At 68.0% G+C, this 23,461-nt stretch carries 30 protein-coding genes; 15 read left to right on the top strand and 15 right to left on the bottom strand.

The genetic code is table 11. The annotated features are described in order from the left end of the window. Nucleotides 1-10 precede the first annotated feature (10 nt). Genes DW306_RS04015 through DW306_RS04040 form a run of 6 tightly spaced genes read left to right on the top strand, consistent with a single transcriptional unit; the run spans nucleotide 11 to nucleotide 4,379 of the window. Complete coding sequence (locus tag DW306_RS04015; protein WP_136054361.1) at nucleotides 11-766, top strand: M23 family metallopeptidase; 756 nt, start codon at nucleotides 11-13, stop codon at nucleotides 764-766. Then, entirely contained in the window at nucleotides 766-1,137 is a 372-nt protein-coding gene (locus DW306_RS04020) for a hypothetical protein (RefSeq protein WP_136054362.1), read from the top strand. Before DW306_RS04015 ends, DW306_RS04020 begins: the two co-directional genes overlap by 1 nt. Beyond that, nucleotides 1,134-1,757 (top strand): hypothetical protein, encoded by a 624-nt coding sequence (locus DW306_RS04025; protein WP_136054363.1) that lies wholly within the window; start codon nucleotides 1,134-1,136, stop codon nucleotides 1,755-1,757. The genes DW306_RS04020 and DW306_RS04025 overlap by 4 nt, the downstream gene beginning before the upstream one ends. Further along, nucleotides 1,754-2,275, top strand: a complete 522-nt coding sequence (locus tag DW306_RS04030; RefSeq protein ID WP_136054364.1) for a holin — start codon at nucleotides 1,754-1,756, stop codon at nucleotides 2,273-2,275. Before DW306_RS04025 ends, DW306_RS04030 begins: the two co-directional genes overlap by 4 nt. Then, nucleotides 2,275-2,736 carry a hypothetical protein gene (locus DW306_RS04035; RefSeq protein ID WP_136054365.1) on the top strand — a complete coding sequence of 154 codons (462 nt, stop codon included), beginning with the start codon at nucleotides 2,275-2,277 and terminating at the stop codon, nucleotides 2,734-2,736. Before DW306_RS04030 ends, DW306_RS04035 begins: the two co-directional genes overlap by 1 nt. Then, nucleotides 2,736-4,379 carry a hypothetical protein gene (locus tag DW306_RS04040; protein WP_136054366.1) on the top strand — a complete coding sequence of 548 codons (1,644 nt, stop codon included), beginning with the start codon at nucleotides 2,736-2,738 and terminating at the stop codon, nucleotides 4,377-4,379. The genes DW306_RS04035 and DW306_RS04040 overlap by 1 nt, the downstream gene beginning before the upstream one ends. Here the strand turns inward: DW306_RS04040 and DW306_RS04045 are convergent. Genes DW306_RS04045 through DW306_RS04065 form a run of 5 tightly spaced genes read right to left on the bottom strand, consistent with a single transcriptional unit; the run spans nucleotide 4,296 to nucleotide 6,806 of the window. Beyond that, nucleotides 4,296-5,612, bottom strand: a complete 1,317-nt coding sequence (locus DW306_RS04045; RefSeq protein WP_136054367.1) for an O-antigen ligase family protein — start codon at nucleotides 5,610-5,612, stop codon at nucleotides 4,296-4,298. The genes DW306_RS04040 and DW306_RS04045 overlap by 84 nt on opposite strands. Then, complete coding sequence (locus DW306_RS04050; RefSeq protein ID WP_136054368.1) at nucleotides 5,612-5,800, bottom strand: hypothetical protein; 189 nt, start codon at nucleotides 5,798-5,800, stop codon at nucleotides 5,612-5,614. The genes DW306_RS04045 and DW306_RS04050 overlap by 1 nt, the downstream gene beginning before the upstream one ends. Before the next feature lie 44 nt (nucleotides 5,801-5,844). Then, nucleotides 5,845-6,117 (bottom strand): hypothetical protein, encoded by a 273-nt coding sequence (locus tag DW306_RS04055; RefSeq protein WP_136054369.1) that lies wholly within the window; start codon nucleotides 6,115-6,117, stop codon nucleotides 5,845-5,847. Between the two features lie 4 nt (nucleotides 6,118-6,121). Then, nucleotides 6,122-6,457 carry a hypothetical protein gene (locus DW306_RS04060; protein ID WP_136054370.1) on the bottom strand — a complete coding sequence of 112 codons (336 nt, stop codon included), beginning with the start codon at nucleotides 6,455-6,457 and terminating at the stop codon, nucleotides 6,122-6,124. Between the two features lie 43 nt (nucleotides 6,458-6,500). Next, nucleotides 6,501-6,806, bottom strand: coding sequence for a hypothetical protein (locus tag DW306_RS04065; RefSeq protein ID WP_136054371.1), 306 nt, complete (start codon nucleotides 6,804-6,806; stop codon nucleotides 6,501-6,503). Between the two features lie 95 nt (nucleotides 6,807-6,901). Here DW306_RS04065 and DW306_RS04070 point away from each other — a divergent pair, with 95 nt between their 5' ends. The 3 genes from DW306_RS04070 to DW306_RS04085 all read left to right on the top strand — a co-directional run bounded on the left by DW306_RS04070 (nucleotide 6,902) and on the right by DW306_RS04085 (nucleotide 9,260). Further along, a complete protein-coding gene (locus DW306_RS04070) occupies nucleotides 6,902-7,117 on the top strand; it encodes a hypothetical protein (protein ID WP_136054372.1) in 216 nt (71 codons plus the stop codon). Between the two features lie 507 nt (nucleotides 7,118-7,624). Then, nucleotides 7,625-8,257 carry a CDP-alcohol phosphatidyltransferase family protein gene (locus DW306_RS04080; protein ID WP_136054374.1) on the top strand — a complete coding sequence of 211 codons (633 nt, stop codon included), beginning with the start codon at nucleotides 7,625-7,627 and terminating at the stop codon, nucleotides 8,255-8,257. Nucleotides 8,258-8,306: 49 nt separating this feature from the next. After that, nucleotides 8,307-9,260, top strand: coding sequence for an aldo/keto reductase (locus DW306_RS04085; protein ID WP_136054375.1), 954 nt, complete (start codon nucleotides 8,307-8,309; stop codon nucleotides 9,258-9,260). On the opposite strand, the gene DW306_RS04090 is transcribed toward DW306_RS04085, so the two are convergent. The 5 genes from DW306_RS04090 to DW306_RS04110 form a co-directional block, all read right to left on the bottom strand. Beyond that, a complete protein-coding gene (locus DW306_RS04090; protein ID WP_136054376.1) occupies nucleotides 9,251-9,970 on the bottom strand; it encodes a response regulator transcription factor in 720 nt (239 codons plus the stop codon). The two genes, DW306_RS04085 and DW306_RS04090, sit on opposite strands and share 10 nt — an antisense overlap. Then, entirely contained in the window at nucleotides 9,967-11,241 is a 1,275-nt protein-coding gene (locus DW306_RS04095; RefSeq protein ID WP_136054377.1) for a histidine kinase, read from the bottom strand. Before DW306_RS04095 ends, DW306_RS04090 begins: the two co-directional genes overlap by 4 nt. Before the next feature lie 9 nt (nucleotides 11,242-11,250). After that, nucleotides 11,251-12,057: an ABC transporter permease subunit gene (locus DW306_RS04100; protein ID WP_136054378.1), complete on the bottom strand. Its 807-nt coding sequence runs from the start codon at nucleotides 12,055-12,057 to the stop codon at nucleotides 11,251-11,253. Further along, nucleotides 12,054-12,965, bottom strand: a complete 912-nt coding sequence (locus DW306_RS04105) for an ATP-binding cassette domain-containing protein (RefSeq protein ID WP_136054379.1) — start codon at nucleotides 12,963-12,965, stop codon at nucleotides 12,054-12,056. Before DW306_RS04105 ends, DW306_RS04100 begins: the two co-directional genes overlap by 4 nt. Before the next feature lie 93 nt (nucleotides 12,966-13,058). Beyond that, nucleotides 13,059-13,685, bottom strand: coding sequence for an SOS response-associated peptidase family protein (locus tag DW306_RS04110; protein ID WP_136054380.1), 627 nt, complete (start codon nucleotides 13,683-13,685; stop codon nucleotides 13,059-13,061). 102 nt (nucleotides 13,686-13,787) lie between these two features. Here DW306_RS04110 and DW306_RS04115 point away from each other — a divergent pair, with 102 nt between their 5' ends. Further along, a complete protein-coding gene (locus tag DW306_RS04115; RefSeq protein ID WP_136054421.1) occupies nucleotides 13,788-14,738 on the top strand; it encodes a DMT family transporter in 951 nt (316 codons plus the stop codon). Here DW306_RS04115 and DW306_RS04120 read toward each other — a convergent pair. Together DW306_RS04120 and msrB are read right to left on the bottom strand one after the other, a co-directional pair. Continuing rightward, the gene (locus DW306_RS04120; protein ID WP_136054381.1) at nucleotides 14,701-15,255 is read right to left on the bottom strand and encodes a nitroreductase family protein; all 555 of its coding nucleotides are present in this window, start codon (nucleotides 15,253-15,255) and stop codon (nucleotides 14,701-14,703) included. The two genes, DW306_RS04115 and DW306_RS04120, sit on opposite strands and share 38 nt — an antisense overlap. Beyond that, nucleotides 15,252-15,656: a peptide-methionine (R)-S-oxide reductase MsrB gene (gene msrB / locus DW306_RS04125; RefSeq protein WP_136054382.1), complete on the bottom strand. Its 405-nt coding sequence runs from the start codon at nucleotides 15,654-15,656 to the stop codon at nucleotides 15,252-15,254. The genes DW306_RS04120 and msrB overlap by 4 nt, the downstream gene beginning before the upstream one ends. A gap of 71 nt (nucleotides 15,657-15,727) precedes the next feature. On the opposite strand from msrB, the gene DW306_RS04130 reads away from it, so the two are divergent. The 4 genes from DW306_RS04130 to groL all read left to right on the top strand — a co-directional run bounded on the left by DW306_RS04130 (nucleotide 15,728) and on the right by groL (nucleotide 19,380). Continuing rightward, a complete protein-coding gene (locus tag DW306_RS04130; RefSeq protein WP_136054383.1) occupies nucleotides 15,728-16,720 on the top strand; it encodes a DUF2332 domain-containing protein in 993 nt (330 codons plus the stop codon). 9 nt (nucleotides 16,721-16,729) lie between these two features. Beyond that, nucleotides 16,730-16,987 carry a DUF3263 domain-containing protein gene (locus DW306_RS04135; RefSeq protein WP_136054384.1) on the top strand — a complete coding sequence of 86 codons (258 nt, stop codon included), beginning with the start codon at nucleotides 16,730-16,732 and terminating at the stop codon, nucleotides 16,985-16,987. 70 nt (nucleotides 16,988-17,057) lie between these two features. Then, on the top strand, nucleotides 17,058-17,636 hold the full coding sequence (locus tag DW306_RS04140; protein WP_240747049.1) for a LytR C-terminal domain-containing protein: 579 nt from the start codon (nucleotides 17,058-17,060) through the stop codon (nucleotides 17,634-17,636). A gap of 124 nt (nucleotides 17,637-17,760) precedes the next feature. Beyond that, nucleotides 17,761-19,380, top strand: coding sequence for a chaperonin GroEL (groL, locus tag DW306_RS04145; RefSeq protein WP_136054385.1), 1,620 nt, complete (start codon nucleotides 17,761-17,763; stop codon nucleotides 19,378-19,380). A 76-nt stretch (nucleotides 19,381-19,456) separates the two neighbouring features. Here the strand turns inward: groL and DW306_RS04150 are convergent, their stop codons facing one another. The 3 genes from DW306_RS04150 to DW306_RS04160 all read right to left on the bottom strand — a co-directional run bounded on the left by DW306_RS04150 (nucleotide 19,457) and on the right by DW306_RS04160 (nucleotide 22,314). Next, nucleotides 19,457-19,744 (bottom strand): WXG100 family type VII secretion target, encoded by a 288-nt coding sequence (locus tag DW306_RS04150; RefSeq protein WP_136054386.1) that lies wholly within the window; start codon nucleotides 19,742-19,744, stop codon nucleotides 19,457-19,459. 121 nt (nucleotides 19,745-19,865) lie between these two features. Further along, on the bottom strand, nucleotides 19,866-21,563 hold the full coding sequence (locus DW306_RS04155; RefSeq protein ID WP_136054387.1) for a HAMP domain-containing sensor histidine kinase: 1,698 nt from the start codon (nucleotides 21,561-21,563) through the stop codon (nucleotides 19,866-19,868). Nucleotides 21,564-21,621: 58 nt separating this feature from the next. Continuing rightward, a complete protein-coding gene (locus tag DW306_RS04160; protein WP_116635886.1) occupies nucleotides 21,622-22,314 on the bottom strand; it encodes a response regulator transcription factor in 693 nt (230 codons plus the stop codon). A 130-nt stretch (nucleotides 22,315-22,444) separates the two neighbouring features. On the opposite strand from DW306_RS04160, the gene DW306_RS04165 reads away from it, so the two are divergent. Next, the gene (locus DW306_RS04165) at nucleotides 22,445-23,443 is read left to right on the top strand and encodes a type II CAAX endopeptidase family protein (RefSeq protein WP_168429224.1); all 999 of its coding nucleotides are present in this window, start codon (nucleotides 22,445-22,447) and stop codon (nucleotides 23,441-23,443) included. The last annotated feature ends 18 nt before the right edge of the window (nucleotides 23,444-23,461 follow it).

Below are 23,461 nucleotides of genomic sequence, written 5' to 3' on the forward strand. Positions count from 1 at the left end.
GACGGCACTGATGCTCTGGCCCAACGGCACCACATCCCGCCCCAGCGTATCCAGCGCGTTCGGGCCGCGACCCAACGTGGGTGCGTTCAGCTTCCACTACGGCACCGACTTCGTCGGCTACTCGACTGTCCGCGCCGCGGGCGCGGGCAAGGTCACCTTCGCCGGATGGATGAACGACAATGCCGGCAACACGGTCGTCATTGATCTCGGCAGCGGAGTCAGCGAGGTGCACATGCATCTCGCGAGCTTCGCCGTCAGCCGCGGCGACTGGGTGAACCCAGCACATGCTCTCGGACGTATGGGCAAGACCGGCAACGCGTCGGGCAACTGCGACCACTTCGAGATCCGTATCAACGGCAAATCCGTTGACCCCATGGCCTACACGGCCGCTCGCATCGCCGGCACGCCCACGGGCGGCTCCCACACCCCAGTCCCCGAGGAGGACGACATGTTCACAGACCAGGATCGCGAGGATCTCCGCGGCCTCAAGGCAGCAGTGTTCGGCCCCGAGAACGTAGGGGCGACCGAACTCAAGTGGAGGAACCAGGATGGCGCTCGAGTCGGAGAGTACGGCCTGCTCGACATCGAAATGCGCACGCAGGAGCTCGCGGCGCTGGCAGCCGCGAAGCCAGCGATCACCGCAGAGCAGGTCAAGGCGATCGCGGACGCTGTTGTGAAAGCGGTCGGCAAGCCGGACGTGTCCCTCGACTACTCGGCGATCGCGAAAGCCGTGAACGACGACGCCGCGAAGCGTCTCGCCGGCTGATGGCTGAGGAGCTGCCCCCGTCCCTGTTCAACATCCTCCGATCCGACCTCAGCCAGATGCGGACCGAGACCAACGGTCGCCTCGACAACCTGGCGCGAGAGATGGTCACGTCGGCCATGCTCCAACAGGTCACGTCGAATCAGAAGGAGCGCGACGACCGCCAGGATGCCCGCATCCGGTCCCTCGAGGAGAAGATCGACGAGAGCGAGCGGGAGAACCGTCGCATCGCCGAGGAACAGCGCAAGGCGAAGGCCCAGCAGTTCTTCTCGATCGGTCTCGCGGCCTTCGGGTCCGTACTGGCGATCATCGGTGGAATCGTCACCTTCACGGTGACATCCGGCCTGCAGCAGCTCGTGGGAGGTGCGCCGTGAATATCTCCGAAAAGGCTTGGATCGTCGGCTACAAGATCATGGGCGGCGCGATCGTCTTCATGATCGTCGGCGCGATCGTCCTCGTCTCGCTCAACAACGCGCAGCTGCGGGCCGAGAACCAGGACATGTACGCGGACCTGCAGGCGTCCCAAGATAACGCGCAGAGCCTCTACGAGCAGCTGCTCGCCGAAGGAGTCGAGCCCGAGGGTGAGCCGCCCGCACAGGTCAGCACACTCATCCCGGAGAACGGACGCGACGGGGACGACGGAGCCCGCGGTGAGCGCGGGCCCGGACCGACCGGCGAGCAAGTCCTCGACGGCATCCGCGCCTGCTTCGCCGCTGGCACCTGCACCGCTCCCAAGGGTGACATGGGCGATCCCGGCACCAACGGCACGAACGGCATCAACGGAACCGACGGCGCTCGAGGATCGGACTCCACAGTGCCAGGACCGGTCGGTGCCACCGGCGTCGGAATCGCCAGCATCACGTGCCTGGACGACGGCACGTGGGAGTTCACCATGACCGACGGCACCAGCCGAGACGTCCCCGGCCCTTGCCGCACCGTCCTCGTACTCGAGCCCACACCCGAACCCACACCTGAAGGAGAACCCGCATCATGAGCAAGCTCACAAGCCCCGCCTGGTGGAAGGCCGCCGTGCTGCGCGCCGTCTACACCGCGATCGCCATCGCGATCCCGTACATCGCAGCCGTGCAGTTCGCCGACGTGCCGTGGCTGATGGTCGCCTCCGCGGCCGCAGTCGGAGCGATCCTGTCCTTCGCGACCTCTCTCTTCGGGCTCCCGGAGTCCGAAGGCGTCGACCTGCCGTGGTGGCTGGCTGCACTCGAGCGCGTCGCGAAGACCTTCGGACAGTCCCTCGCAGCAGGTCTCACCGGCGCCGTGTTGCTGACAGATGTCGACTGGTCGGTCGTGCTGCAGGCATCGCTCGGCGCCGCGTTCATCTCACTGCTCCGGCTGATCCTCGCCACTCTGCCGAACAACCCGGCCCCCGTGATCGTGCTCGCCGAGAACGCGGACGGCACATGGCGGGACGCCAACGGTCGAGTCCCTGAGACAGGCCAGATGGTCATCGCCGACCCCATGACCGTCGAGGGCCAGATCGAGCTCAAGGGGGACTGATGCCCACCATCACCTTCAAGCTGTCCGACTTCGGGCTGGCTTCGCTGGCGTCGACGTTTCCGAAGGTGAAGTTCGTCCCCTCTGGTCCGGGGATCGCGGGGGACCGGCTCTTCGCGTCGACCGATGTCCTCGCCACACTTGTCGGCGACAACGGCACCGTCACGCTGGCCCCGACCGACGGCGTGATCCCGGCGGTCTGGTATTTGGTGCAGATCGAGCACCTGCAAGCGGGTGGCCAGTTCTCTCACTTTGATGTCCTAGGCCTGCGTGTCTTCGTGCCATCGGAGTATGACGGCCCGCTGACCGGCCTTCCTGGGGTGCCGCTGTCGCCGAACGCGGTCCTGGTGTCACTCGACACGCCTCCGCCCGGGTTCAGGGGCTGGTGGCTGTACTCACCCGCAGCGGGGCAGGAAATGCCCCTCGATGATCCCCTGATCGGGGAACTGAGGATGGTGTCCTGATGGCCGATATCGTGCCCCTGACGAACCTGCGCGGCCCTGCTGCGCGAATCATCGATGTCACCGTCGAGACACTGCCAGCGGACCAGCCTGCCGAGGTGGAGATGACCGGTCCCGACCAGGGCCGCGCGTTCCACTTCAAGACCCCGCGTGGACTCCCCGGCGTGAACGCTGTCGAGAACGACGAGGCGGTGGCGACGTACCTCGGCGCCTCTGACTCCGACACGAACGCGGCCGTAAGGGCTGTCATCGGCAGTCACGCCTTCGTGATCGACTCGGACTACGCGTCTCTGGAACTGGCGCTGGCGGCCGTGGCGGTCGGCGGGACCCTCGAGGTGCGAACCGCATGGACGCGCGCCGCGACGTTCACCGTCAACAAGGCATGCACGATTCGCTTCGCCCGCGCGGGGAGCATCACGGTCTCGAGCGCATCGATCGCTGCGATGACCGTCACGGCTTCGGACGTGACGATCGAATCCGCGGTCATCGTCGGTACGGGTGGGTCGACTGCAGGATCCGGCAAGGGCATCCTCGCGGTGGGGACCCTGGCGGTTCCGATTCGACGTCTGCGCATCATGAAGCCGCGCATCTCCGAGATCAGCGAGTACGGGATCTACCTCGAATTCTGCAACGACTTCCGGGTGGACCAGCCAGCAATCTCGGCCATCGCCTACGCCGGTATCGCGACGGCGTCCTGCGTCACGGGAGTTATCGACGGCGGCACGGTGACCAACATCATCCAGCCGACAGGTCTTCTCAACTCGTACGGCATCACGATCAGCCGCCGCACCAACCATGCGGGCGAGCTCACGACGTACCCGCGATCGCGAGACATCACCGTGTCGAACGTCACGATCGACGGGGTACTCCTCTGGGAGGGCCTGGACACCCATGCTGGTCAGGATCTGAAGTTCATCGGGAATATCGTCCGCAACTGCCTCGTCGGCATCGCGGTCGTACCGTCGAGCAACAACGCGGGAGTGGCGACGTATGCGCCGCTGAACGTGAAGGTCCAGAGCAACATCATCCAGGGCGCGGGAGATGGCACGAACTCGGCGGGCCTGTGGTTCACGGGCACCGCGGTCGAACAGGCGACGGGCGAGGTCGTGACCAACCGCATCGTCGACACGGGAGGAGACACCTCGACTCCGGGCAACAACTGGGGCGGCATCGTCATCGAGCGCACGACTAGCTTGATCGTCGCCAACAACTCGCTCATTCGGTGCGCCGTGGCTGGCATTCACCTGATCCTCGGGAACGTGGGCACGACGCTCGCGGGCAACACTGTGGAGGACGTCTGGTCCAACACGTCCGGCATCTGCGCCGCAGTGTATGTCCGATCCAATCCCAACACGGTCTCTGTGACCGGAACGACAATCGTGCGAGGGGCGAAGACGGCAACGCGCGTGAACAACGAGGGCATCCGCTGTAGTACTTCATCGACGCAGACGGATGGTGGCGCAAACCAGTGGTCGTTGGCTACCACGCCCGTAGTCGGAAGTGCTGCGCTGAAATGGGCCGTCTTCGGAGCGGTTCCCGTGGAACGCGCCGCCGCTATCGCGTCACCGAGCGCGGACGCCGCGTCCGAGAAGGTCGCGATCGACGCGATTCGAACCGTTCTGAAGAATGCCGGCCTGACGTTCTGATCGAAGAGTGCGACCCCCACCGAGCTCCCCAGCTTCGGTGGGGGTCTTTTCGTCGTCCCCAGGCGACGGCCTTGGCATCACCCATGCCACCACGATCAGCACCCACATCAGGCGGTTGTCGTTGATGTCACCGGACAGCATCGAGTTCGCGATCGTGAAGATCAGCAGCACGAGAAACATCACCGACGTCGGATCAACGGCGCGCCTGATCAGTCGAACAATGCTCGCCACGACGAGCCCCGCGAAGAAAAGCCCGGTGATCCATCCGGCCTCGAGGGCGATTTCGAGCGGCACGCTGTGGGGGTAGGCCTGTCCGCGGGAGCCGACGACGCCAAGACCGGGGATGGTTCCGAAGTATCCCCATCCGCCACCGAACGGCAGTTGAATGATGTGCTCCCAGGCGGTTGACCAAAGGACGGTGCGCGCCGTGGTTGAGGTGTCTTGATCGCCGGCAAGGAACCCGAGCACCCGGGTGAGTCCCTCGCCACCCTGCTGCACAGCGATGAAAGCGCCGATCCCGCCGACGAGAAGGAGTGCGATGATCGATCGAGCGCGTCGTCGGCTGAACACGGGTGCGAGAAGCAACGCGATCGCAATGCTGATCCCGACGGCAACGACAGGGCCGCGCGAGCCGGTGTCGAGGGCGACGAAAAACATGAGAAGCGCGGTGAGCACGGCGAGGACGCGGCGGAACATGGACGTGCGGCCCGTGATGGCGTACATGCCCAGAATGACGGCGCCCGCGGTGATCATCTGCGAGGTTGAGATCGTGTTCGTGCCTGCGAGGGTGACGACCGTGCTCCACTCGGCGGTCTGCTCGGGGGAGACGACGACGAGCAATGCGACAACTACGCCAAGCCCCGCCAGCGCTCCCAGGAACGCACGGCGCTGCCGGTCTTCGCGAAGGAGGATGACCGCGCCCACGATGCCGAGGATCGTGATCGTGAAGAACGACAGCAGCTTGTCGAAGCCATATCCGGGATGGATCGCACCAACGCCGAGGAGCATTGTCGCTGCGATGAGCATCGGCACCCAGATTGCACGAGAGATGTACATGGTGCGGATGAGTTCGGCGAAGAGCAACACGATCAAGATCGCGCCGAGAATCACGGTGAGGTCGCCCGGTATCCACTCGAGGTACGGGTTCGACTTCAGCGAGCCAGAGTGGACGAAAACAGCCAGGACGGCCGGGCCAACGATGCCAGCCGGCCGTTTGCGCTTCTCTGTGCGCATCAGTCGCGCTCGCCGCGGGGAGCGGTCTGAGCCGTCCACAGGACGCTGGCCAGGTAGATAAGGCAAGCAGCGATGCCGACGTAACCGGTGATCACGGTAAAGACGTCGCGGCCGAAGAATGCGCAGAGGAGAAACAGGAACAGCGGGATCGCACCATATCCGAGCTTCTCGTGAATGTTCCCGCGCATAGAGGAGATCATAACCGCAGCGGACCGATTGGATGAGGTCGGGTTCACGCAGTGCGCACCGAGAGCATCTGCCAGCCGTTAGGGAGCTTCGCTTCGAGCGCGGCCATGTCTTCTGCTTCGATCTCGCGTGGCTCGTCCCGTCGCTGGAACTTGCCGGTCACGATCCGGATGCCGCCAGGCTTCATCTCGACGTGCGCGGAGACCATCTCCCACCCGTCCGGCGCTTCGGCGATGAGCTTCGCGCGGAGCTCGGGGATCTCGGTTCCCTCAGCGGTGGCGGTGTGCTTCTCGGCGGGGCGGATCGTGGCGATGAGCATCTCGTCAGCCTAGGCCTGTCGACCAGCCCATCGCCGACTCATGGCCCTCAATTGGAGGCGTGCGATGGTCAGGAATGGCTCGGCGGTGCTGGCCAAGTTCGATCCATGGCTCGAGCCCGGGAAGTTCGCGGAGCGCACCGCACAACGTGCCGATGTAGTCGTCCTCGAAGTAGCCAACCCAGGTCCCGACGCTCTCGGCGAGTATGTCGGTCCGGTCGCCGGCCGTCTGGATGAGCTCGGCGATGACGGGCGCCGGGTCGGAGGTGTACCGGTTCCTCGAGCAGATCGCGTCGAGGTGGACGCTGAGGCGAGCGTCGGGTGAGAGTCCGCGGGTAGCCAAGACCGGATCCTTTCTCCGGCCGAGGCATAGATTCTACGACGCGTCAGCTGCACGCCGCGATGTCGAGCGAGGCGGGAAGGTTCGCGCTGGCGAGTTCGCTCGGCGCGAGCTTCGACCCGACGTTGTACGCCGCGGCGAGGTTTCCGCAGTGCTCGACGAGCGCGAGGTAGGTGTGTTCGAAGTGCTCGTTCTCGGGCGCGGCCAGGTGCGCGTTCTGCGCGACCTCGATTCCGGTCTCGGTGGCTTCGAATTCGGCGCGGACCTCGGCGAAGCGGGCGGCCGTTCCGAGGCCGGTACTGCCAGCGGCGAGTCCGAGGCTGATGGTGAGTGCGAGGAGTGCCTTGAGCATGGTGTGTCCCTTCGTTGGAAACCGCCCGGTTTCGTAGCGGAGTTGCTACGATATAACGTAGCAGATCTGCTACGAAAAGGAAGAGGGAATACGCTATGAAGGTGACCCGCCCCCGACAGGAACTCGACGACGCGCATCGGGAACGTCTCGAAAGAGCGGCCGAAGCGCGCCGCCAATCCGACGCCGAGATGAAGGCTGCTGTCCTCGCCGCGGCCTCAGACGGTGGAGGATCCGTTCGCGTCATCGCCGACGCTGGGAGGCTCTCCACTGCCACCGTCAGAAAGTGGATCGCAGACGCGTCGACCGATTGAGCTGCGCGTCAGATGTCGGTGGCTTTCAAGAGGATCGGAGTTGTGACGCCTGCCGATCTCTTCGCCTTCGAAGCGACCTATCCGTCTCACAGCCCCTCGAAAGAGGAGCGCATCCGCCGACAGCTCGGGATCACGCCAACGCGTTACTTCGTCTTGCTCGGATCCGCGGCGTCGTCAGCCGAAGGCATCGCCGCGGATCCTGTCACGGCGCGCCGAGTGCGCGAGCGAGCAGCCGATCGCGCTCGCGCACGATTTGCGCGGTTTGCCCACAGTTTGCCCACAGTCGCCCACGTCTGAGTGTGGGTACCGGTGGTCGTCGGTGGGTCATCGTGCCCGTAATTCCGCCGAAGCCGCGTAGTCTCGCGGTTCGAAGTAGAGTTCGAGTCCCGTAGTCGGCTCTGTCTGTGTGCGGGAGCTTCTCGGCGATCCGTCGCACATCCGCGCAAATACCCATGACCCGGCCGAACGCCGGATAGGATCCAGGCGACGAACACCTGGAGGAGAGTCATGAGCGGAGCGCTGAACACGCCGGGCGAGCGCCCCGACAGCAAGAGATGGCTCACCGTTCCGAACGCCATCACGGTCCTGAGACTGGTCGTAGCCGCTCCGCTGTTCGTCGTGCTCCTGCTCGTCTGGGATTCGCCGTTCTGGGCACTCGTCGTGCTGATCGTGCTCGGTGCGACGGACTGGGTGGACGGTTGGGTGGCGCGCCGTTTCAACCAGGTCAGCGAGATCGGCAAGGCCCTCGATCCGATCGCCGACCGCATCAGCCAGATCGTCGTGGCCGGAGCCATGGTCGTCGCCGGCCTGCTGCCGATCTGGATGGCCGTGGCGGTCGTGCTCGCAGACGTGGCCCTCGGTTTGACGATCGTCATCGGCAAGTCGGGGCTCTTTCCGGTGCGCTGGCTCGGACGCATCCGCACCGGTCTGCTCATGCTCGGTCTCCCGGCGGTGCTCGCCGTGGAGACCTTCGCTCCTGCCAGCGATGTCCTGCGGATCGTGGCCCTCGCGATCGTCGGACTCGGCGTCGTGCTCCACGTGATCACGAACGTCCTGTATGTGCGCAGCATCGTCGTCGGCACCGCGCACGACAAGCGCGACGCGCGGGGCCGTCGCCTCGCCGGGAACGAATCCCGCTGACACGCCGTCATAGGGAAATAGCTCGGCACCCGTCGCCGTTGTCCCGAGCATGACTCGTATCGGAACCAGTGACCTCAACGTCTTCCCTCTCGCCCTCGGCGGCAACGTGTTCGGCTGGACGGCCGACCGGGACAGCTCCTTCGCCGTGCTCGACGCCTTCGTCGCCGGCGGCGGCGACTTCGTCGACACGGCCGACTCGTACAGCTCCTGGGTTCCCGGCAACTCCGGCGGCGAGAGCGAGACGATCGTGGGCGAGTGGCTCGCCTCGCGGAAGCCTGCCGACGTGGTCGTCGCGACCAAGGTGAGCCAGCATCCCGAGTTCAGCGGACTCTCCGGGGCGAACGTCCGCAAGGCCGCCGAGGCGTCTCTCGCCCGGCTGGGCGTCGACGCGATCGACCTCTACTACGCGCACTTCGACGACGCCTCGGTCCCGCTCGAAGAGACCGTCGCCGCGTTCGGCCGGCTCGTCACCGACGGACTCGTCCGCAACGTCGCCGTCTCGAACTACACCGCCGAGCGCATCCGCGAGTGGATCGGCATCGCCGACCGTCTCGGCGTCGCGCGACCGGTCGCCGTGCAGCCGCATTACAACCTCGTGCACCGCAACGATGTCGAGGAGACCATCATCCCGGTGGCGCAGGAATTCGGGCTCAGCCTGGTTCCGTATTATTCGCTCGCCAGCGGCTTCCTGACGGGCAAATACCGGTCGACGGATGCCGCGGGCCAGGCATCACCGCGCGCCCAGGGCGCCGCGAAGTACGCGACCGACGCCGGATTGCGCATCATCGACACCCTCGAGGAGATCGGCCGGGCACACGACACCTCGATCGCGGCGACCGCCCTCGCCTGGCTGCGCGCACAGCCGACCGTGGCCGCTCCGATCGCGAGCGCCCGCACGGTCGAGCAGGTGCCGGACCTGCTGGCCGGCGCACGCCTGGAGCTCACCGACGACGAGGTGGCACAGCTCAACGGCGTCTCGGAGTGGACGCCGGCTCAGGCCTGACGACCGTCTCGGGGGAGCGGTGGCACTTCGCCGTCCGCGCCCCCGACGAGGCCCAGGCGGTGCGCGAGGATCACGGCATGGATGCGATCGCGCGCGCCCAGCTTGGCCAGCACACGGCCGACGTGGGTCTTCACGGTGGACTCGCCGACGTAGAGCGACTGCGCGATCTCGGAGTTCGTGAGACCCCGCCCGATCGCGAGGAAGACGTCCTGTTCGCGGTCGGTGAGCTCCGCGAGTCTCGCGGTCTCGGCCGGATCGGGCTGTGCGCGCGCGGAGCCGAGCTGCGGCGTGACGTGCTCGAGCAGCATCCTCGTGATCCGGGGCGCGAGAGCCGCGTCACCGCGGTGAACCGCCCGCACCGCGGAGATCATCTCGTGGCGCTGCGCATCCTTCAGCAGGAACCCGCTCGCCCCCGCGCGGATGGCCCCGAAGGCGTACTCGTCGAGGTCGAACGTGGTGAGCACGAGCACGCGGGTCTGCGGGTGCTCGCGCACGATCGCCTCGGTCGCCGCGATGCCGTCCAGCCCCGGCATCCGGATGTCCATCAGCACGAGGTCGGGCGCGAGCACCGCTGTCTGCGCGATCGCACCGCGACCGTCGGACGCCTCGCCGACGACCGTGATGTCGGGCTCGGCCTCGAGGACCATCCGGAAGCCGACCCGGATCAGCTCCTGGTCGTCCACCAGGAGGACCTTGATCGTGTCTGTCATGCGTTCTCCTCCGTGGACGACGAGGGTGCGGGGGACGAGGTCCCCGATGACGGGAACTCGGCGCGCAGCACCCAGCGCCCGCCGCCGTCGGGTGCCGACTCGATCGTCCCGTTGACATGCGTGGCGCGCTCCGCGAGCCCGCGTACCCCGAACCCGCCGGTGCCGATCGGGCCCGAGACCCCGTCGTTCACGACCTCTATCGTCACGGTCTCGGGGGAGTACGCCACGCGCACAGCGATCATCGTCGCCGTCGGCGCATGACGCATGGCGTTCGTGACGCCCTCCTGGACCACGCGTCCGATCGCATGGGCGACCGCGGGGGAGACGTCAGCGCTCCCGCTGACGGCGAGCGTCGCGGGGAAGCCCGCGCGCTGGGCGGCCTCGACCGTGTCGTGCGGCGGCGTCGGCTCCATCGGGGCCAGCGGCAGTGGCGAGTCGTGATCGCGGAGCACACCGAGCATGGAACGCATCTCGGTCAGGGCGCCGCGAGCGGTCTCCGCCGCAGAGGCGGCTGCCGCCCGGGCCTGCTCGCGATCCGGCGTCGCCGCAGCTCCCTCGGAGAGCGCGACGATCACGGTGAGGGAATGAGACACGATGTCGTGCATCTCACGGGCGATGCGCGCGCGTTCCGCGGCCGCTGCGAGCTGCGCCTGCTGGTCCCGTTCGACGAGCAGCTGCCGTGAACGGTCGATGATGGCGGCGACGTAGCGCTTGCGTCCGCCGACGTTGACGCCGACGAGAGTGCCGATGAGTCCGAGGATCACGCAGTTGAGGACGGCGTTGCCGGCAGTCTGCAGGGTGACGGCGCCGACGACGAGCAGCGGCACCGCGATCACGGCGACCGCTCCCACGCTGATGCCGTAACCCGTCCATGCCGCGCGCGTGGATCCGTAGACCGCGAGCGCATATGCGGCGAACAGGATGAGCGGTGTGCCGCCGTCGCGCATCGTGATGAGGAACACCAGTTCCAGCAGCACCGCGGCGGTGAACGGCACGATCGGGGTGCGCCGGCGCATCAGGAGGCTCGCGCAGCCGAGGATGACCAGCACCACCAGCAGCGGCCGCAGTGCTTCGGTCATGTCGGGCTCGGGAGTCGCGGCGTTCACGACTCCCGCCGATCCCACGGACAGCAGGAGGCAGATCCCCGTGATCAGCACGTCGGTGACGACGGGATGCCGCGCCCAGAAGCGTCGGAACAGACCCGGCGCGCGCGGAAGCCGCAGCTCCTCGTCCTCGCGGATCGAGTCGCTGCGGCTTCGCGTTCTGCTCACGTGCCGACTTTACGCGTCGCGGGTGCGGAGCACGGCCCACGCTGACAGCAGGCCTGCGGCGACCCAGCATCCGAGCGTGAGGTAGGCGACGGGGGCGTCCAGCCCGGAGCCCGGGATGATCGCGCTCTGCGCCGCCGCCACGGGAAGGTAGGCCGCGGCGTCCATCAGCCAGCGTCCGGCGTCACCGGCGATGGCGAAGATGCTCGCCACGATGGGGAGCACGAACAGCAGGCCGACGGTCGCGGCGATGGCGCCTGCGCCGGAGCGCAGGATGAAACCGAACGCGACGCCGATGACGGTGAAGACCGCCATCGCCAGGGAGGCGACGAGGATCGGCAGGAACGACGCCGAGGGGTCGGACCAGTCGATGCTCTGTTCGCGGCCCGAGACGACCACGCCGACGGCGATGGCGGCGATGCCGAAGATGATCAGCGACGCCACGAACATCACCGCGGCGAGCACGACCGCCTTCGCTGCGAGGACCGAGCCACGACCGGGGTTCGCGGTGAGCGTCGAACGGATCATGCCGGTCGAGTACTCGCCGGTGACCGAGATCGCGCCGAGGATGCCCGCGAGCAGCATCGTGAACTGGATCGGCGACACCACCGCCTGGATCGGGTCGAAACTCGGATCGATCACGTTCTGTGCGATCAGGACGGCGATGGCGACGGTGAGGAGGCCGGTGATGCCGATCGACCACCAGGTCGAGCGGAGCGTGGCCAGCTTGACCCACTCGCCGCGCAGCGCGCGAACGAAGGTGAGCCGATGACGGGTGTCCACGCGGGGCGGAGCGGCAACAGGCGCCTGGGTGGTCATGAGATCTCCTTGGTCCGGTACTCGACGGATTCGCCGGTGAGGGCGAGATACGCATCTTCCAGCGATCCGGTCGTCGGGGTGAGTTCGTGCAGCGGGATGCCACGGGCCGCGGCGAGATCGCCGATCCGCGATGCCGGGAGTCCGACGATGTCGAGCAGATCGGGCGCCGAGCTCACGACCTCGACGTCGGGGCCGCCGACGGCGGCGACGAGGTCTGCGGCGCGCGGCGTGCGCACCCGCACGGTGTTGGTGGTCCAGGCGCGGACGAGCTCGGCCAGCGGAGCATCCGCCAGCACCTTGCCCCGGCCCATCACGATGACGTGGTCGGCGGTCTGCGCCATCTCGCTCATCAGGTGGCTCGAGAGCAGCACCGTGCGGCCTTCGGATGCCGCGTGCCGCACGAACTGGCGTACCCAGCGGACGCCCTCGGGGTCGAGACCGTTGACGGGCTCGTCGAGGATCAGCGTGTGCGGGTCGCCGAGCAGCGCCGACGCGATGCCGAGACGCTGGCCCATGCCGAGCGAGAACTTGCCGGCGCGCTTGCGGGCCACACTGCCGATGCCGGCGAGGTCGATGACCTCGTCGACGCGGGATGCGGGGATGCCGTGCGTCGCAGCCATCGCGCGAAGGTGATTGCGGGCGGTCCGTCCGGTGTGCACGGCCTTCGCGTCGAGCAGCACTCCCACTTCGGTGAGCGGCGCCCGCAGCTTGCGGTACTCGCGACCGGCGACGGCTGCGCGACCGGACGTCGGACGGTCGAGTCCGACGATCATGCGCATGGTGGTCGACTTGCCGGCGCCGTTGGGGCCGAGGAAGCCCGTGACGCTGCCCGGTTGCACGGTGAACGACACGTCATCGACGGCCGTCTTGTCTCCGAACCTCTTCGTGAGGCCTTCTGCTGTGATCATGCTGTCCACGCTACGGACCGGCCACGATCGCCGCGTCCTCCCCGGGTACGGTTCTCGGCCGACGCGAGTCCTCCCGGCGGTGGACGTCGGTGCTCAGGGGCGCGGGCGGGCCTGCACGCGCGCCGCCATCTCGTCGGACGCGGTGATGGCCTCGTCGATGATCTCCCGGGTGGGCGGCGCCGTCAGCCAGTCGTGGCTCAGCGAAGCGGGGATGAGCAGCGGCATGCGGTCATGCAGTTCGACGAGGTGCTCGGGAGCCGGGCGCATCACGATCGAATAGCAGGTGAACCAGTCGCCGTCGGCGGTGCGCCCGCGCTGGGTGACCGCCGCCATGCCGAACAGTGCACCGTCGTCGACGAGGAACTCGTTCCATTGCCGCGACGGCTTCTGCATCTCGTACCAGCTCGTCGCGGGCACGATCGCGCGACTCTTCGCGCCGCCCGGGCGGTCCTGCAGCCGCTCGGATCGCGTGTTGATGGACGGGAACTTCGCGGGCTCGCCGTTGACGAGGAATCCCCACCATGCCGGCTCGAGAGTCGGAGCCGTCTCGGGCTGCACGACGATCGGATTGAGGTTGCGGAGGTTCTTGCCGGTGGGACGAACGGTCTCGCCGGCGTTCTCCTCGGCCCAGACGCGCAGACCTTCGAGGACGGCATCGTCGGCCGCAGCGAGGAGCTCGACGTCGGTGAACCGCGGATCCAGACCATAACTCGCGCACATGCCGCCAGCGTAGCCCCGGCCGCAGACATCCGTCCGGCGGAGGAGGAGCCCCTGCTCGGGTAGGGTCGAGAAGTGCCCGAAACCCGCCGGATCCCTGTGCCTCTGGCCCTCGGCGGGGCGGTCGCCATCGGTGTGATGACCGCGATCCAGGCCCGGGTCAACGGGGTCCTCGGCGTGAAGGTCGACGATGGCATCGTCGCCGGATTCATCTCCTTCTCCGTCGGCCTGCTCGCCCTCATCGTGGTGATCGCCTGCGTCCCCTCGGCGCGACGCGGGGTCGCGCGCCTCGGCCGTGGCATCCGGCATCGGACGATCCCCTTCTGGATGCTGCTCGGCGGCGCCTGCGGAGCCCTCACGGTCTCCACCCAGGGGCTGACCGCCGGCATATTGGGCGTCTCGCTGTTCACCGTCGGCGTCGTCGCCGGGCAGACACTGAACGGACTCGTGCTCGACCGGATCGGGTTCGGTCCCGCCGGTGTCGTCGCCGTCACCCCCGGACGCGTCGCCGGGGGAGTCCTCGCGCTCGCCGCGGTCGCGATCTCGCTGGCAGGAGACGTGCTCGCCACGGTTCCGCTGTGGATGCTGGTGCTGCCGTTCGCCACCGGTATCGGCATCGCCTGGCAGGCGGCCACCAACGGCCGGCTCGCGCAGCGGGTCACGTCGCCGATCGCCGCGACGCTGATGAGCTTCATCGCCGGCACGATCGTGCTGGCGGCCGCAGCCGGAGCGAGCATCGCGGTCCGCGGCCGGCCCGATGCGCCGCCGGCCGAGCCGTGGCTCTACCTCGGCGGGTTCCTCGGCGCCGCTTACATCCTGCTGGGAGCCTTCATCGTCGCGCACACCGGGGTGCTCCTGATGGGACTGGGCTCGGTGCTCGGCCAGCTCACGACGTCGGTCGTGATCGATCTCCTCTGGCCGACCGCCGCCGGACCCGCCCTCTGGCAGATCATCACGATGGTCGTCATCGCCGTGGCGTCCGTCGGCGTCGCGCGGATCCGCCCTCGGCGCCGGCGCGCTACTTCTTCTTCGCCTTCTTCTTCGGCATCCGGGTGACGAGCTTGCGCGCGTCGACCGCCTTGCGTCGACCGGGCTTGCGCCCCGCGGGCTTGCGGCCCACATAGAGCCAGCCCAGCAGCTCCTCGTTCTTGTCGAGCCCGTGCGCCTTCGCCACCGGCTTCGTGCGCGTGTAGTGCCCGGTGCGCCAGATGACGCCCCAGCCGGCCTCGTCGAGCAGCAGACTCAGAGTGTGCGCGACACCGGACGCGACGGCTTCCTGCTCCCAGTGCGGCACCTTGTCGCTCTTGCGGTAGCTGGCGACCACGGCGATGAGCAGCGGCGCGCGGAGCGGCTTCGTGGAGGGCGACTTGTCGCCCTGTGCCTTGGCGATCGCCGCGCCCAGCACCTCGCGGTCCGCTCCGCGCAGCTCGATCAACCGCCACGGACGCAGCGAGGAATGATCGGCGACGCGGCCGGCCGCCGCCACGAAGGTGAGCAGCTCCTCGCGCGTCGGCGCGGAGTCTTCGACCCTCGACCAGGACTGACGTGCGCGAACGGCCTCGAGCGCGCTCACGACTCGTCGGGCGTGAAGTTCATCGCGATCGAGTTCATGCAGTAGCGGTCGCCGGTCGGCGTGCCGAACCCGTCGGGGAAGACGTGCCCCAGGTGCGAGCCGCAGTTCGCGCACCGCACCTCGGTGCGCACCATGCCCAGGCTCGAGTCCTCGATGAGCTCGACCGCCTCGGGGCGGATCGACTCGTAGAAGCTCGGCCAGCCGCAGCCGGAGTCGAACTTGGTGCCGCTCTTGAAGAGCTCGGCGTCGCAGGCGCCGCAGGTGTAGAGGCCGGACCGGCTCTCGTCGAGGAGTTCGCCCGTCCAGGCGCGCTCGGTCGCCGCCTGGCGCAGCACGGCGTACTGCTCGTCGCCGAGTTCGCGGCGCCACTCGTCTTCGGTCTTGTCCACGCTGTACGACATGTGTCCTCCTGAGTCCCTTCCATTCTCCACGTTCGCGCGGTGCTTCGGGCGCGCCGAGTCAGAATGGACGGATGACGGATGCTGTCCAGCAGCGCTATGCGCGGTTCGCCCGGGATGAGGCTCCCGGTCGCAGTGCCGTGTACGGGGCGTGGGCCGCCGGGGTCGCAGACGATCCGGAGGTGCAGCGGATCCTCGCGCGCATCCCGGAGACCCGGAGGCAGCCGCCTCTGGTGTTCGCGGTCTCGCGACTGCTGGGCGCCGAGGTCGGCGGCTATCCGACATGGCGGCGCTTCGTGCGGGAGAACGCCGACGCGCTCGTAGCCGAGTGCACGGTCCGGCAGCTCCAGACCAACGAGCCGCTGCGACTCGCTGCCCTCCTGCCGGCGCTGTCCGAGATCGAGGGGCCGATCGCCCTGCTCGAGATCGGCGCCTCCGCAGGGCTGTGCCTGTACCCCGACCGGTACTCGTACCGCTTCGTGGATGAGGACGGCGGAGTGCGGGCGGCGCTCGATCCGCGCGACGGTGTCTCGGCGGTGGTGCTGGAGAGTCGCGTCTCCGGTGAGCTCCCACCGCTGCGGATGCCGGATGTCGTGTGGCGCGCTGGCATCGACCTCGCGCCCCTCGACGCCGCCGACCCGGGGGACCGGCGCTGGCTGAAGGCCCTCGTCTGGCCGGGCGAGAGCGGACGCGAGGAGCGCATCGACGCCGCGCTCGATATCGCGGCGTCCGAACCGCCGCACCTCGTCGCGGGGGATGCGCTGGCGACGATCGATGCGCTCGCCGCCGACGCTCCCGCCGACGCGACCCTCGTCGTCACGACGCCCGGGGTGCTCGTCCACATCCCCCGAGCGGAGCGGATCGCGCTGGTCGCGCGCCTCACCCGGCTGCCCGCCCGCTGGATCACGATCGACCCGCCGGGTCTGCTGGACGTGTGGGAGCCTCCCGTCGACGCCGCGGACTGGCCGGGGTTCGTCGTCGCCCTCGACGGGTGCGTCCGCGCGTCCGCGGATCCGCTCGGGCGATGGTGGGAGTGGCGCGCAGGCATCGCGGCGGACGAGTCATAATCTGGAGCCATGCTCGGAGACCTCACGGAGCGCGATCGCGCGATCCTCGCCCTGGAGTCGTCGTGGCCGCGTCACGGCGGCGCGAAGGAGGAGATCATCCGGGCGCAGCTGGGGATGAGCGCGGCGCGCTACTACCAGCTGCTGGGGCGTCTGATCGAGTCCGACGTCGCCCTGGAGTACGACCCGATGCTGGTGCGCAGGCTGCGTCGGCTGCGGGACACGCGTGCCGCCCGTCGCACCGCCCGCACCCCGGGCTTCGTGGGCTGATCCGGACCCCGACCCGTCCTTGTCCGTGCCGCGGAAGGGATTGACAGGAACGTGCCGCTAGCATCGAGGGGTGTCCAAGCCCAGTCGCGATCGCTTCGATGACGTCCCCCGTTCCTCAGGACGCGTAGGGGCGCACCGGGCGGAAGTACCCGGCATGAACGGCTGGGTCGTGCTGCTGTGGTCGTTCGTCGCGGCCCTCGTGCTCATCATCGCCGGGATCTTCGGCTCGCTCGTGGTCATGGGACGCATCTCCCTCTTCCCCGAGGCCGCACCGACCTCCGTGCCGACTCCCGAGGAGACCGGCGTCGTCGACACCACCATCTCGGTGATGATCCTCAACGCGACGCCTGAGGAAGGTCTCGACACGCTGATCCGCGAGGACCTGATCAACAACGGCTGGGCCGCGGGAAGCGTCTACGCGAGCGACAGCGCGAGCCAGGACTTCGCGACCACCACCGTGTACTACGTCGCCGACGAGGACGAGCTCGCGGCGATCGGACTGGCGGGCGTGATCGGCGGAGCCGACGTGCAGCAGAGCGACTTCTACGCGGCGCTGAACGACACCGGCTCGAAGCAGCTGACGGTCGTCGTCGGCCTCGATCGTGCGACCACGGTGCCCGAGACACCCGCCGAGACTCCCGCCTCCTGACATCGGGGGACGCCCCTCGCCCGGCGGCTTGCACTCGAAGGGGTCGAGTGCCAGAATGGCGTTAGCACTCTCTCACTCTGAGTGCTAAACCCAACGTCTACGTCCAGGAGGGACGAAAAAACTCATGGCAAAGATCATTGCTTTCGATGAGGAGGCCCGCCGCGGCCTCGAGCGCGGCCTTAACATCCTCGCCGACGCGGTCAAGGTGACCCTCGGCCCGCGTGGCCGCAACGTCGTCCTCGAGAAGAAGTGGGGCGCCCCCACGATCACGAACGACGGTGTCTCCATCGCCAAGGAGATCGAGCTCGACGACCCGTACGAGAAGATCGGTGCGGAGCTCGTCAAGGAGGTCGCCAAGAAGACCGACGACGTCGCCGGTGACGGCACCACGACCGCCACGGTCCTGGCTCAGGCGCTCGTCCGCGAAGGCCTGCGCAACGTCGCAGCCGGCGCCGACCCGATCTCGCTGAAGCGCGGCATCGAGAAGGCCGTCGCGGCCATCACCGAGGAGCTGCTCTCCAGCGCCAAGGAGATCGAGTCGAAGGAGCAGATCGCCGCCACGGCATCCATCTCCGCCGCTGACCCGGCCATCGGCGAGCTCATCGCCGAGGCGATCGACAAGGTCGGCAAGGAGGGTGTGGTCACCGTCGAGGAGTCCCAGACCTTCGGCACCGAGCTCGAGCTCACCGAGGGCATGCGCTTCGACAAGGGCTACCTGAACCCGTACTTCGTCACGGACCCCGACCGCCAGGAGGCCGTGTTCGAGGACGCGTACATCCTGATCGCGAACCAGAAGATCTCGAACATCAAGGACCTTCTGCCCATCGTCGACAAGGTGATCCAGGACGGCAAGGAGCTCGTCATCATCGCCGAGGACGTCGAGGGCGAGGCTCTCGCGACTCTCGTGCTCAACAAGCTCAAGGGCATCTTCAAGTCGGTCGCCGTCAAGGCTCCCGGCTTCGGCGACCGTCGCAAGGCGCAGCTGCAGGACATCGCGATCCTCACCGGTGGTCAGGTCATCACCGAAGAGGTCGGCCTGAAGCTCGAGAACGCCACGCTCGACCTGCTCGGTCGTGCGCGCAAGGTCATCGTCACCAAGGACGAGACCACGATCGTCGAGGGCGCCGGCGAGGCCGATCAGATCGAGGGTCGCGTCACGCAGATCCGTCGCGAGATCGACAACACCGACAGCGACTACGACCGTGAGAAGCTGCAGGAGCGTCTGGCCAAGCTCGCCGGTGGCGTCGCCGTCATCAAGGCGGGTGCCGCGACCGAGGTCGAGCTCAAGGAGCGCAAGCACCGCATCGAGGACGCCGTCCGCAACGCGAAGGCAGCCGTCGAAGAGGGCATCGTCCCCGGCGGTGGCGTCGCGCTGATCCAGGCCGGCACCAAGGCTCTCGCCACGCTCACCCTCACGGGTGACGAGGCGACGGGTGCCAACATCGTGCGCGTCGCGATCGAGGCTCCGCTCAAGCAGATCGCGCTGAACGCCGGCCTCGAGCCGGGCGTCGTCGCGAACACGGTCGCAGGTCTCCCGACCGGACACGGTCTCAACGCCGCGACCGGCGAGTACGGCGACCTCTTCGCTCAGGGCATCATCGACCCGGCCAAGGTGACGCGTTCGGCTCTGCAGAACGCGGCATCGATCGCCGGTCTGTTCCTCACGACCGAGGTCGTCGTCGCCGACAAGCCCGAGAAGGCTGCGGCGCCGATGGGCGACCCGTCGGGTGGCATGGACTTCTGATCCACCCCGCATGACAGAACGCCCCCGGCTCCGGCCGGGGGCGTTCTGCGTCGCCGCCTCTTGGTGAGGGGCGGTCTCAGCGGAACAGGCTCGCCGAATACTGATCGGCATCGGCGTACTGCACCGCCGCGGAGCCGAGCGAGGTGCCGATCGAGTCGAGCACCTGCTCCACCTGCAGCTGCGTGCTCTGCCATTGCTCGGCGCACCCTTGGAACGCGTTCGACGCGTTGCCCATCCAGGACGACTGCAGCTGCCGCAGCTGCGCCATCAGGGTCGTGGACTCGCTCCGGAGGCGTTCGATCGTTGCTCTGGTCGCCGCATGCGCGGACTCGACGGCATCGGTGTCGACGGTGAAGACAGACATGGGAACTCCTTCTCGTTGGAGCTCCGACGTTAGGCGCGAGTGCGACGCGGAATCCTCGATCCGCGCGTCATCCGCCGCCAGTTGTGCACAAGCGGGCGACGGCGGCGCCGGTGCAGGGCTGCTACAGCTCCAGGCGGTCGAGCGGCTGCGTGTCTTCGAGAAGGTGCGCCGGCGTCGCCCGTGACGGGGCGAGGGGGAGCGTCACGGTGAACGTCGCGCCGCCTCCGGGGGTCTCCGACACGTCGACAGAGCCATGCAGCGCCTTCACGATCGATGCCACGATCGCCAGCCCGAGCCCCGATCCGCCGGTCTCCCGGGCGCGCGACGTGTCGGCACGCCAGAAGCGCTCGAAGATCTGCTCGCGGATCTGCGGCGGGATGCCTTCGCCGTGATCGACGACGGCGATGCTCCCCGTGCCGCGGACCCGATCGGAGTCGACGACGATCTCGATCGGGCCGTCCTCGGGGGAGAAGCGGCGAGCGTTGCCGAGGAGGTTGGTGACGACCTGACGCACCTTGTTGTCTTCGCCGAGCACGATCGGAGGGGTGCGCACGGGGATGTCGGGGACCTCGGAGAAGTCGATGGTGGGCGGCTGCTCCACCGGGCGCGGTCGACGGCGCAGCCTCGCGAGCGCGCCGCGCGAGAGGCCGCGGGGGCCGTGCGCGGGGGTGGAAGCCGTCTGCGGCTCGGGTTCCGGCACGATCCGGGGGGTCGTGGGCGCCATCACCTCGACGGTGCGGTCGATGACGGTCACGGTGCGACCCGGGGCCGCCGCTCGGACGTCGAGAGCCGCGTCGCGGGCGATCGGACGCAGATCCAGCGGTTCGATCGCCGGTTCGCGCTCCTCGTCGAGACGGGCGAGGGCGAGCAGATCCTCGACGAGGACTCCCATGCGGATCGCCTCTTTCTCGATGCGCTCCATGGCGCGCGCGGTGTCCTCCTCGCCCTGGATCGCTCCCATCCGGTAGAGCTCTGCGTAGCCGCGGACGCTCACGAGCGGAGTGCGCAGCTCATGACTGGCGTCGCCGATGAACCGGCGCATGTGCTGCACCGTGCGATCCCGCTGGGCGAGAGAGCGGTCGACGCGGTCCAGCATCGTGTTGATCGCGCTGTTCAGGCGGCCGACCTCGGTGGTCGGCTCCAGATCGGTGAGCCGCTGGCGGAAGTCCCCGGCGGCGAGCGACATCGCGGTGGCCTCGACCTGGCCGAGGCGGCGGAACGTGAGGGTGACGAGTCCGCGCGTGAGGAGCGCCGCGATGAGGATCGTGATCAGTGCGATCGTGATGTAGATGCCGAAGTACTGGCTGATGATGCGGTCGACCTCGGCGAGGGGCATCGCGACCAGCTGCGTGCGCAGCACGCCGCCGTCTCCGGTGACCGTGGCGACGGACGCGCGGTACACCGAACCGTCGGCGCCGGGCAGATCGAAGACGGAGTCGGCTTCCAACTGCGCCTGCTGGACCGAATAGGTCTCCGGGAACACCGGCCCTTCTTCGGAGATGGCGGTCGAGGCCTGCAGCACGCCGGCGCCGTCGTAGATCGCGAAGGCGAAGTCACGAGGCTGTTGGTCGCGCGGAGTGTAGATGGTCTCGCTCTCGACCGTCGTCATGTCGAAGTAGCGCTCCGCGAGGTCGCTGGAGACGAGCGCGGGCAGCTGGGCGTCGATGTTGCCGACGAGCGCGGAGCGCAGGATCGGGACCGTGCCTATGCCGGCGACGAGCAGACCGAGCGCGAGAACGGCGACCGTGACGCCGGTGACCTTCGCCCTGAGGCTCGTCCGCCGCCACCAGCCGGTGACCGCATCGGGCTTGTGCGCCATGCGGTCCTCCCGTGTCCGGCGTCTGCGCCGGCGAACGGCGTCGAGGATTCTGGGGTCGTCAGACCGTCTTGCCGACCTTGAGCATGTAGCCGAAGCCGCGCTTGGTCTGGATCAGCGACTCCTCGGTGTGCGGGTCGATCTTGCGGCGGAGGTACGAGATGTAGCTCTCCACGATGCCGGCATCGCCGTTGAAGTCGTACTCCCAGACGTGGTCGAGGATCTGCGCCTTCGACAGCACGCGGTTCGGGTTGAGCATCAGGTAGCGCAGCAGCTTGAACTCGGTCGGGCTGAGCTCGATCGCCTCCTTGCCGACGTGGACGTCGTGCGTGTCCTGGTCCATCGACAGCTCGCCGGCGCGGATGATCGACTCCTCGTCGGCCTGCATCGTGCGGCGGAGGATCGCCTGGGCGCGTGCGACGATCTCGTCGAGGCTGAAGGGCTTGGTGACGTAGTCGTCGCCGCCGGCATTGAGTCCCTCGATCTTGTCCTCGGTGCCGTCCTTCGCCGTGAGGAACAGGATGGGTGCCGTGAATCCGGCGCCGCGGAGGCGCTTGGTCACGCTGAACCCGTTCATGTCGGGAAGCATGACGTCGAGGATGATCAGGTCGGGCTCCTCTTCGAGGACGGCCGAGATCGTGGCGGCGCCGTTGGCCACCGTCTTCACCTGGAACCCGGCGAAGCTGAGACCTGTGGAGAGCAGGTCGCGGATGTTGGGTTCGTCATCGACGACCAGGATGCGCGCATCAGTCATGTCCCCATTATGGTGACTTCGGCCATGGGGATGCTGACTATTGTCCGGAACGGCGCGGAGTCGCCCTCTCACAGCGATGATCATCCCGCGGTCGGATGCGATCCACAGGCGTCCTTGGAAGGATCGAGACATGAGCTCGACCGAGGACGACATCGCCGCCCCCGCCCCCGCATCCGCTGATCGGATCGCCTTCCACCGGCTCGCCCGGTTGCGCCCGAGGTATCGCTGGTGGCGGATGCTGCTGACCGGGCTGCTCGGCATCACGTTCTACGCGGCGATCCTGCTCCTGGTGATGGTGCCCGTCGGGATCGCCTCGGCGCTGATCCCGGAATGGGGCGCGGAGCTGCAGATCCTGCTGGGGACCATGGAGTTCTTCGACCTCGACCGGCCCTGGCTCCTCGTCGCGCTCGTCCTTCCTCTCATCCTGATGATCCCCGCGCTGCTGCTGGCGTCGCGCATCGTCGAAGGGCCGGGCACGGGTCTGCTCTCCTCCGTCGAAGGACGGCTGCGCGTCGGCTGGCTCGGGAAGAGCCTGCTGCTCGCGCTGGCCGTCTTCGCGGTGTACTTCGCCGTATCCCTCGGGGCATCGGCCGCGACCGGGACGGACATCGCCCCGGACTTCTCGCACCCGAACCTCTGGATCATGGTGCTGCTCGTCCTGCTGCTGATCCCGTTCCAGGCGGCAGCCGAGGAGTACGTGTTCCGCGGCTATCTGATGCAGCTCGTCGGCGGGTGGCTGCGGCATCCGGCCTTCGCGATCCTGCTGCCGGTCCCGCTGTTCATCCTCGGCCACGGATATGACGTGTGGGGCGCCGCGAGCGTGGGGGTCTTCGCGATCGTCGCCGCCTGGCTGACCTGGCGGACGGGCGGTCTCGAGGCGGCGATCTCCCTGCACATCGTGAACAACGTGCTCATCTTCCTGTTCGGCTCCGTGGGCATGGTCGATGCCAACGCCACGTCGGGCACCCCGATCGACCTGCTCGGCTCCACGGCCGCGATGGTGGTCTACGCGCTGCTCGCCGATCGGGGGGCGCGCCGGCGCGGGCTGGTGCGGACCGCTCCGGCGCCGATCACGCCGTCGGCCGGCGCGAACGGCACCCACCGACTGGACGCCGTGCTCCACGGCTGAACCGCCGCAGGCCTCGGT

Source organism: Microbacterium sp. K24, assembly GCF_004794465.1.
In the GTDB taxonomy this organism is placed as follows: Bacteria; Actinomycetota; Actinomycetes; order Actinomycetales; family Microbacteriaceae; genus Microbacterium.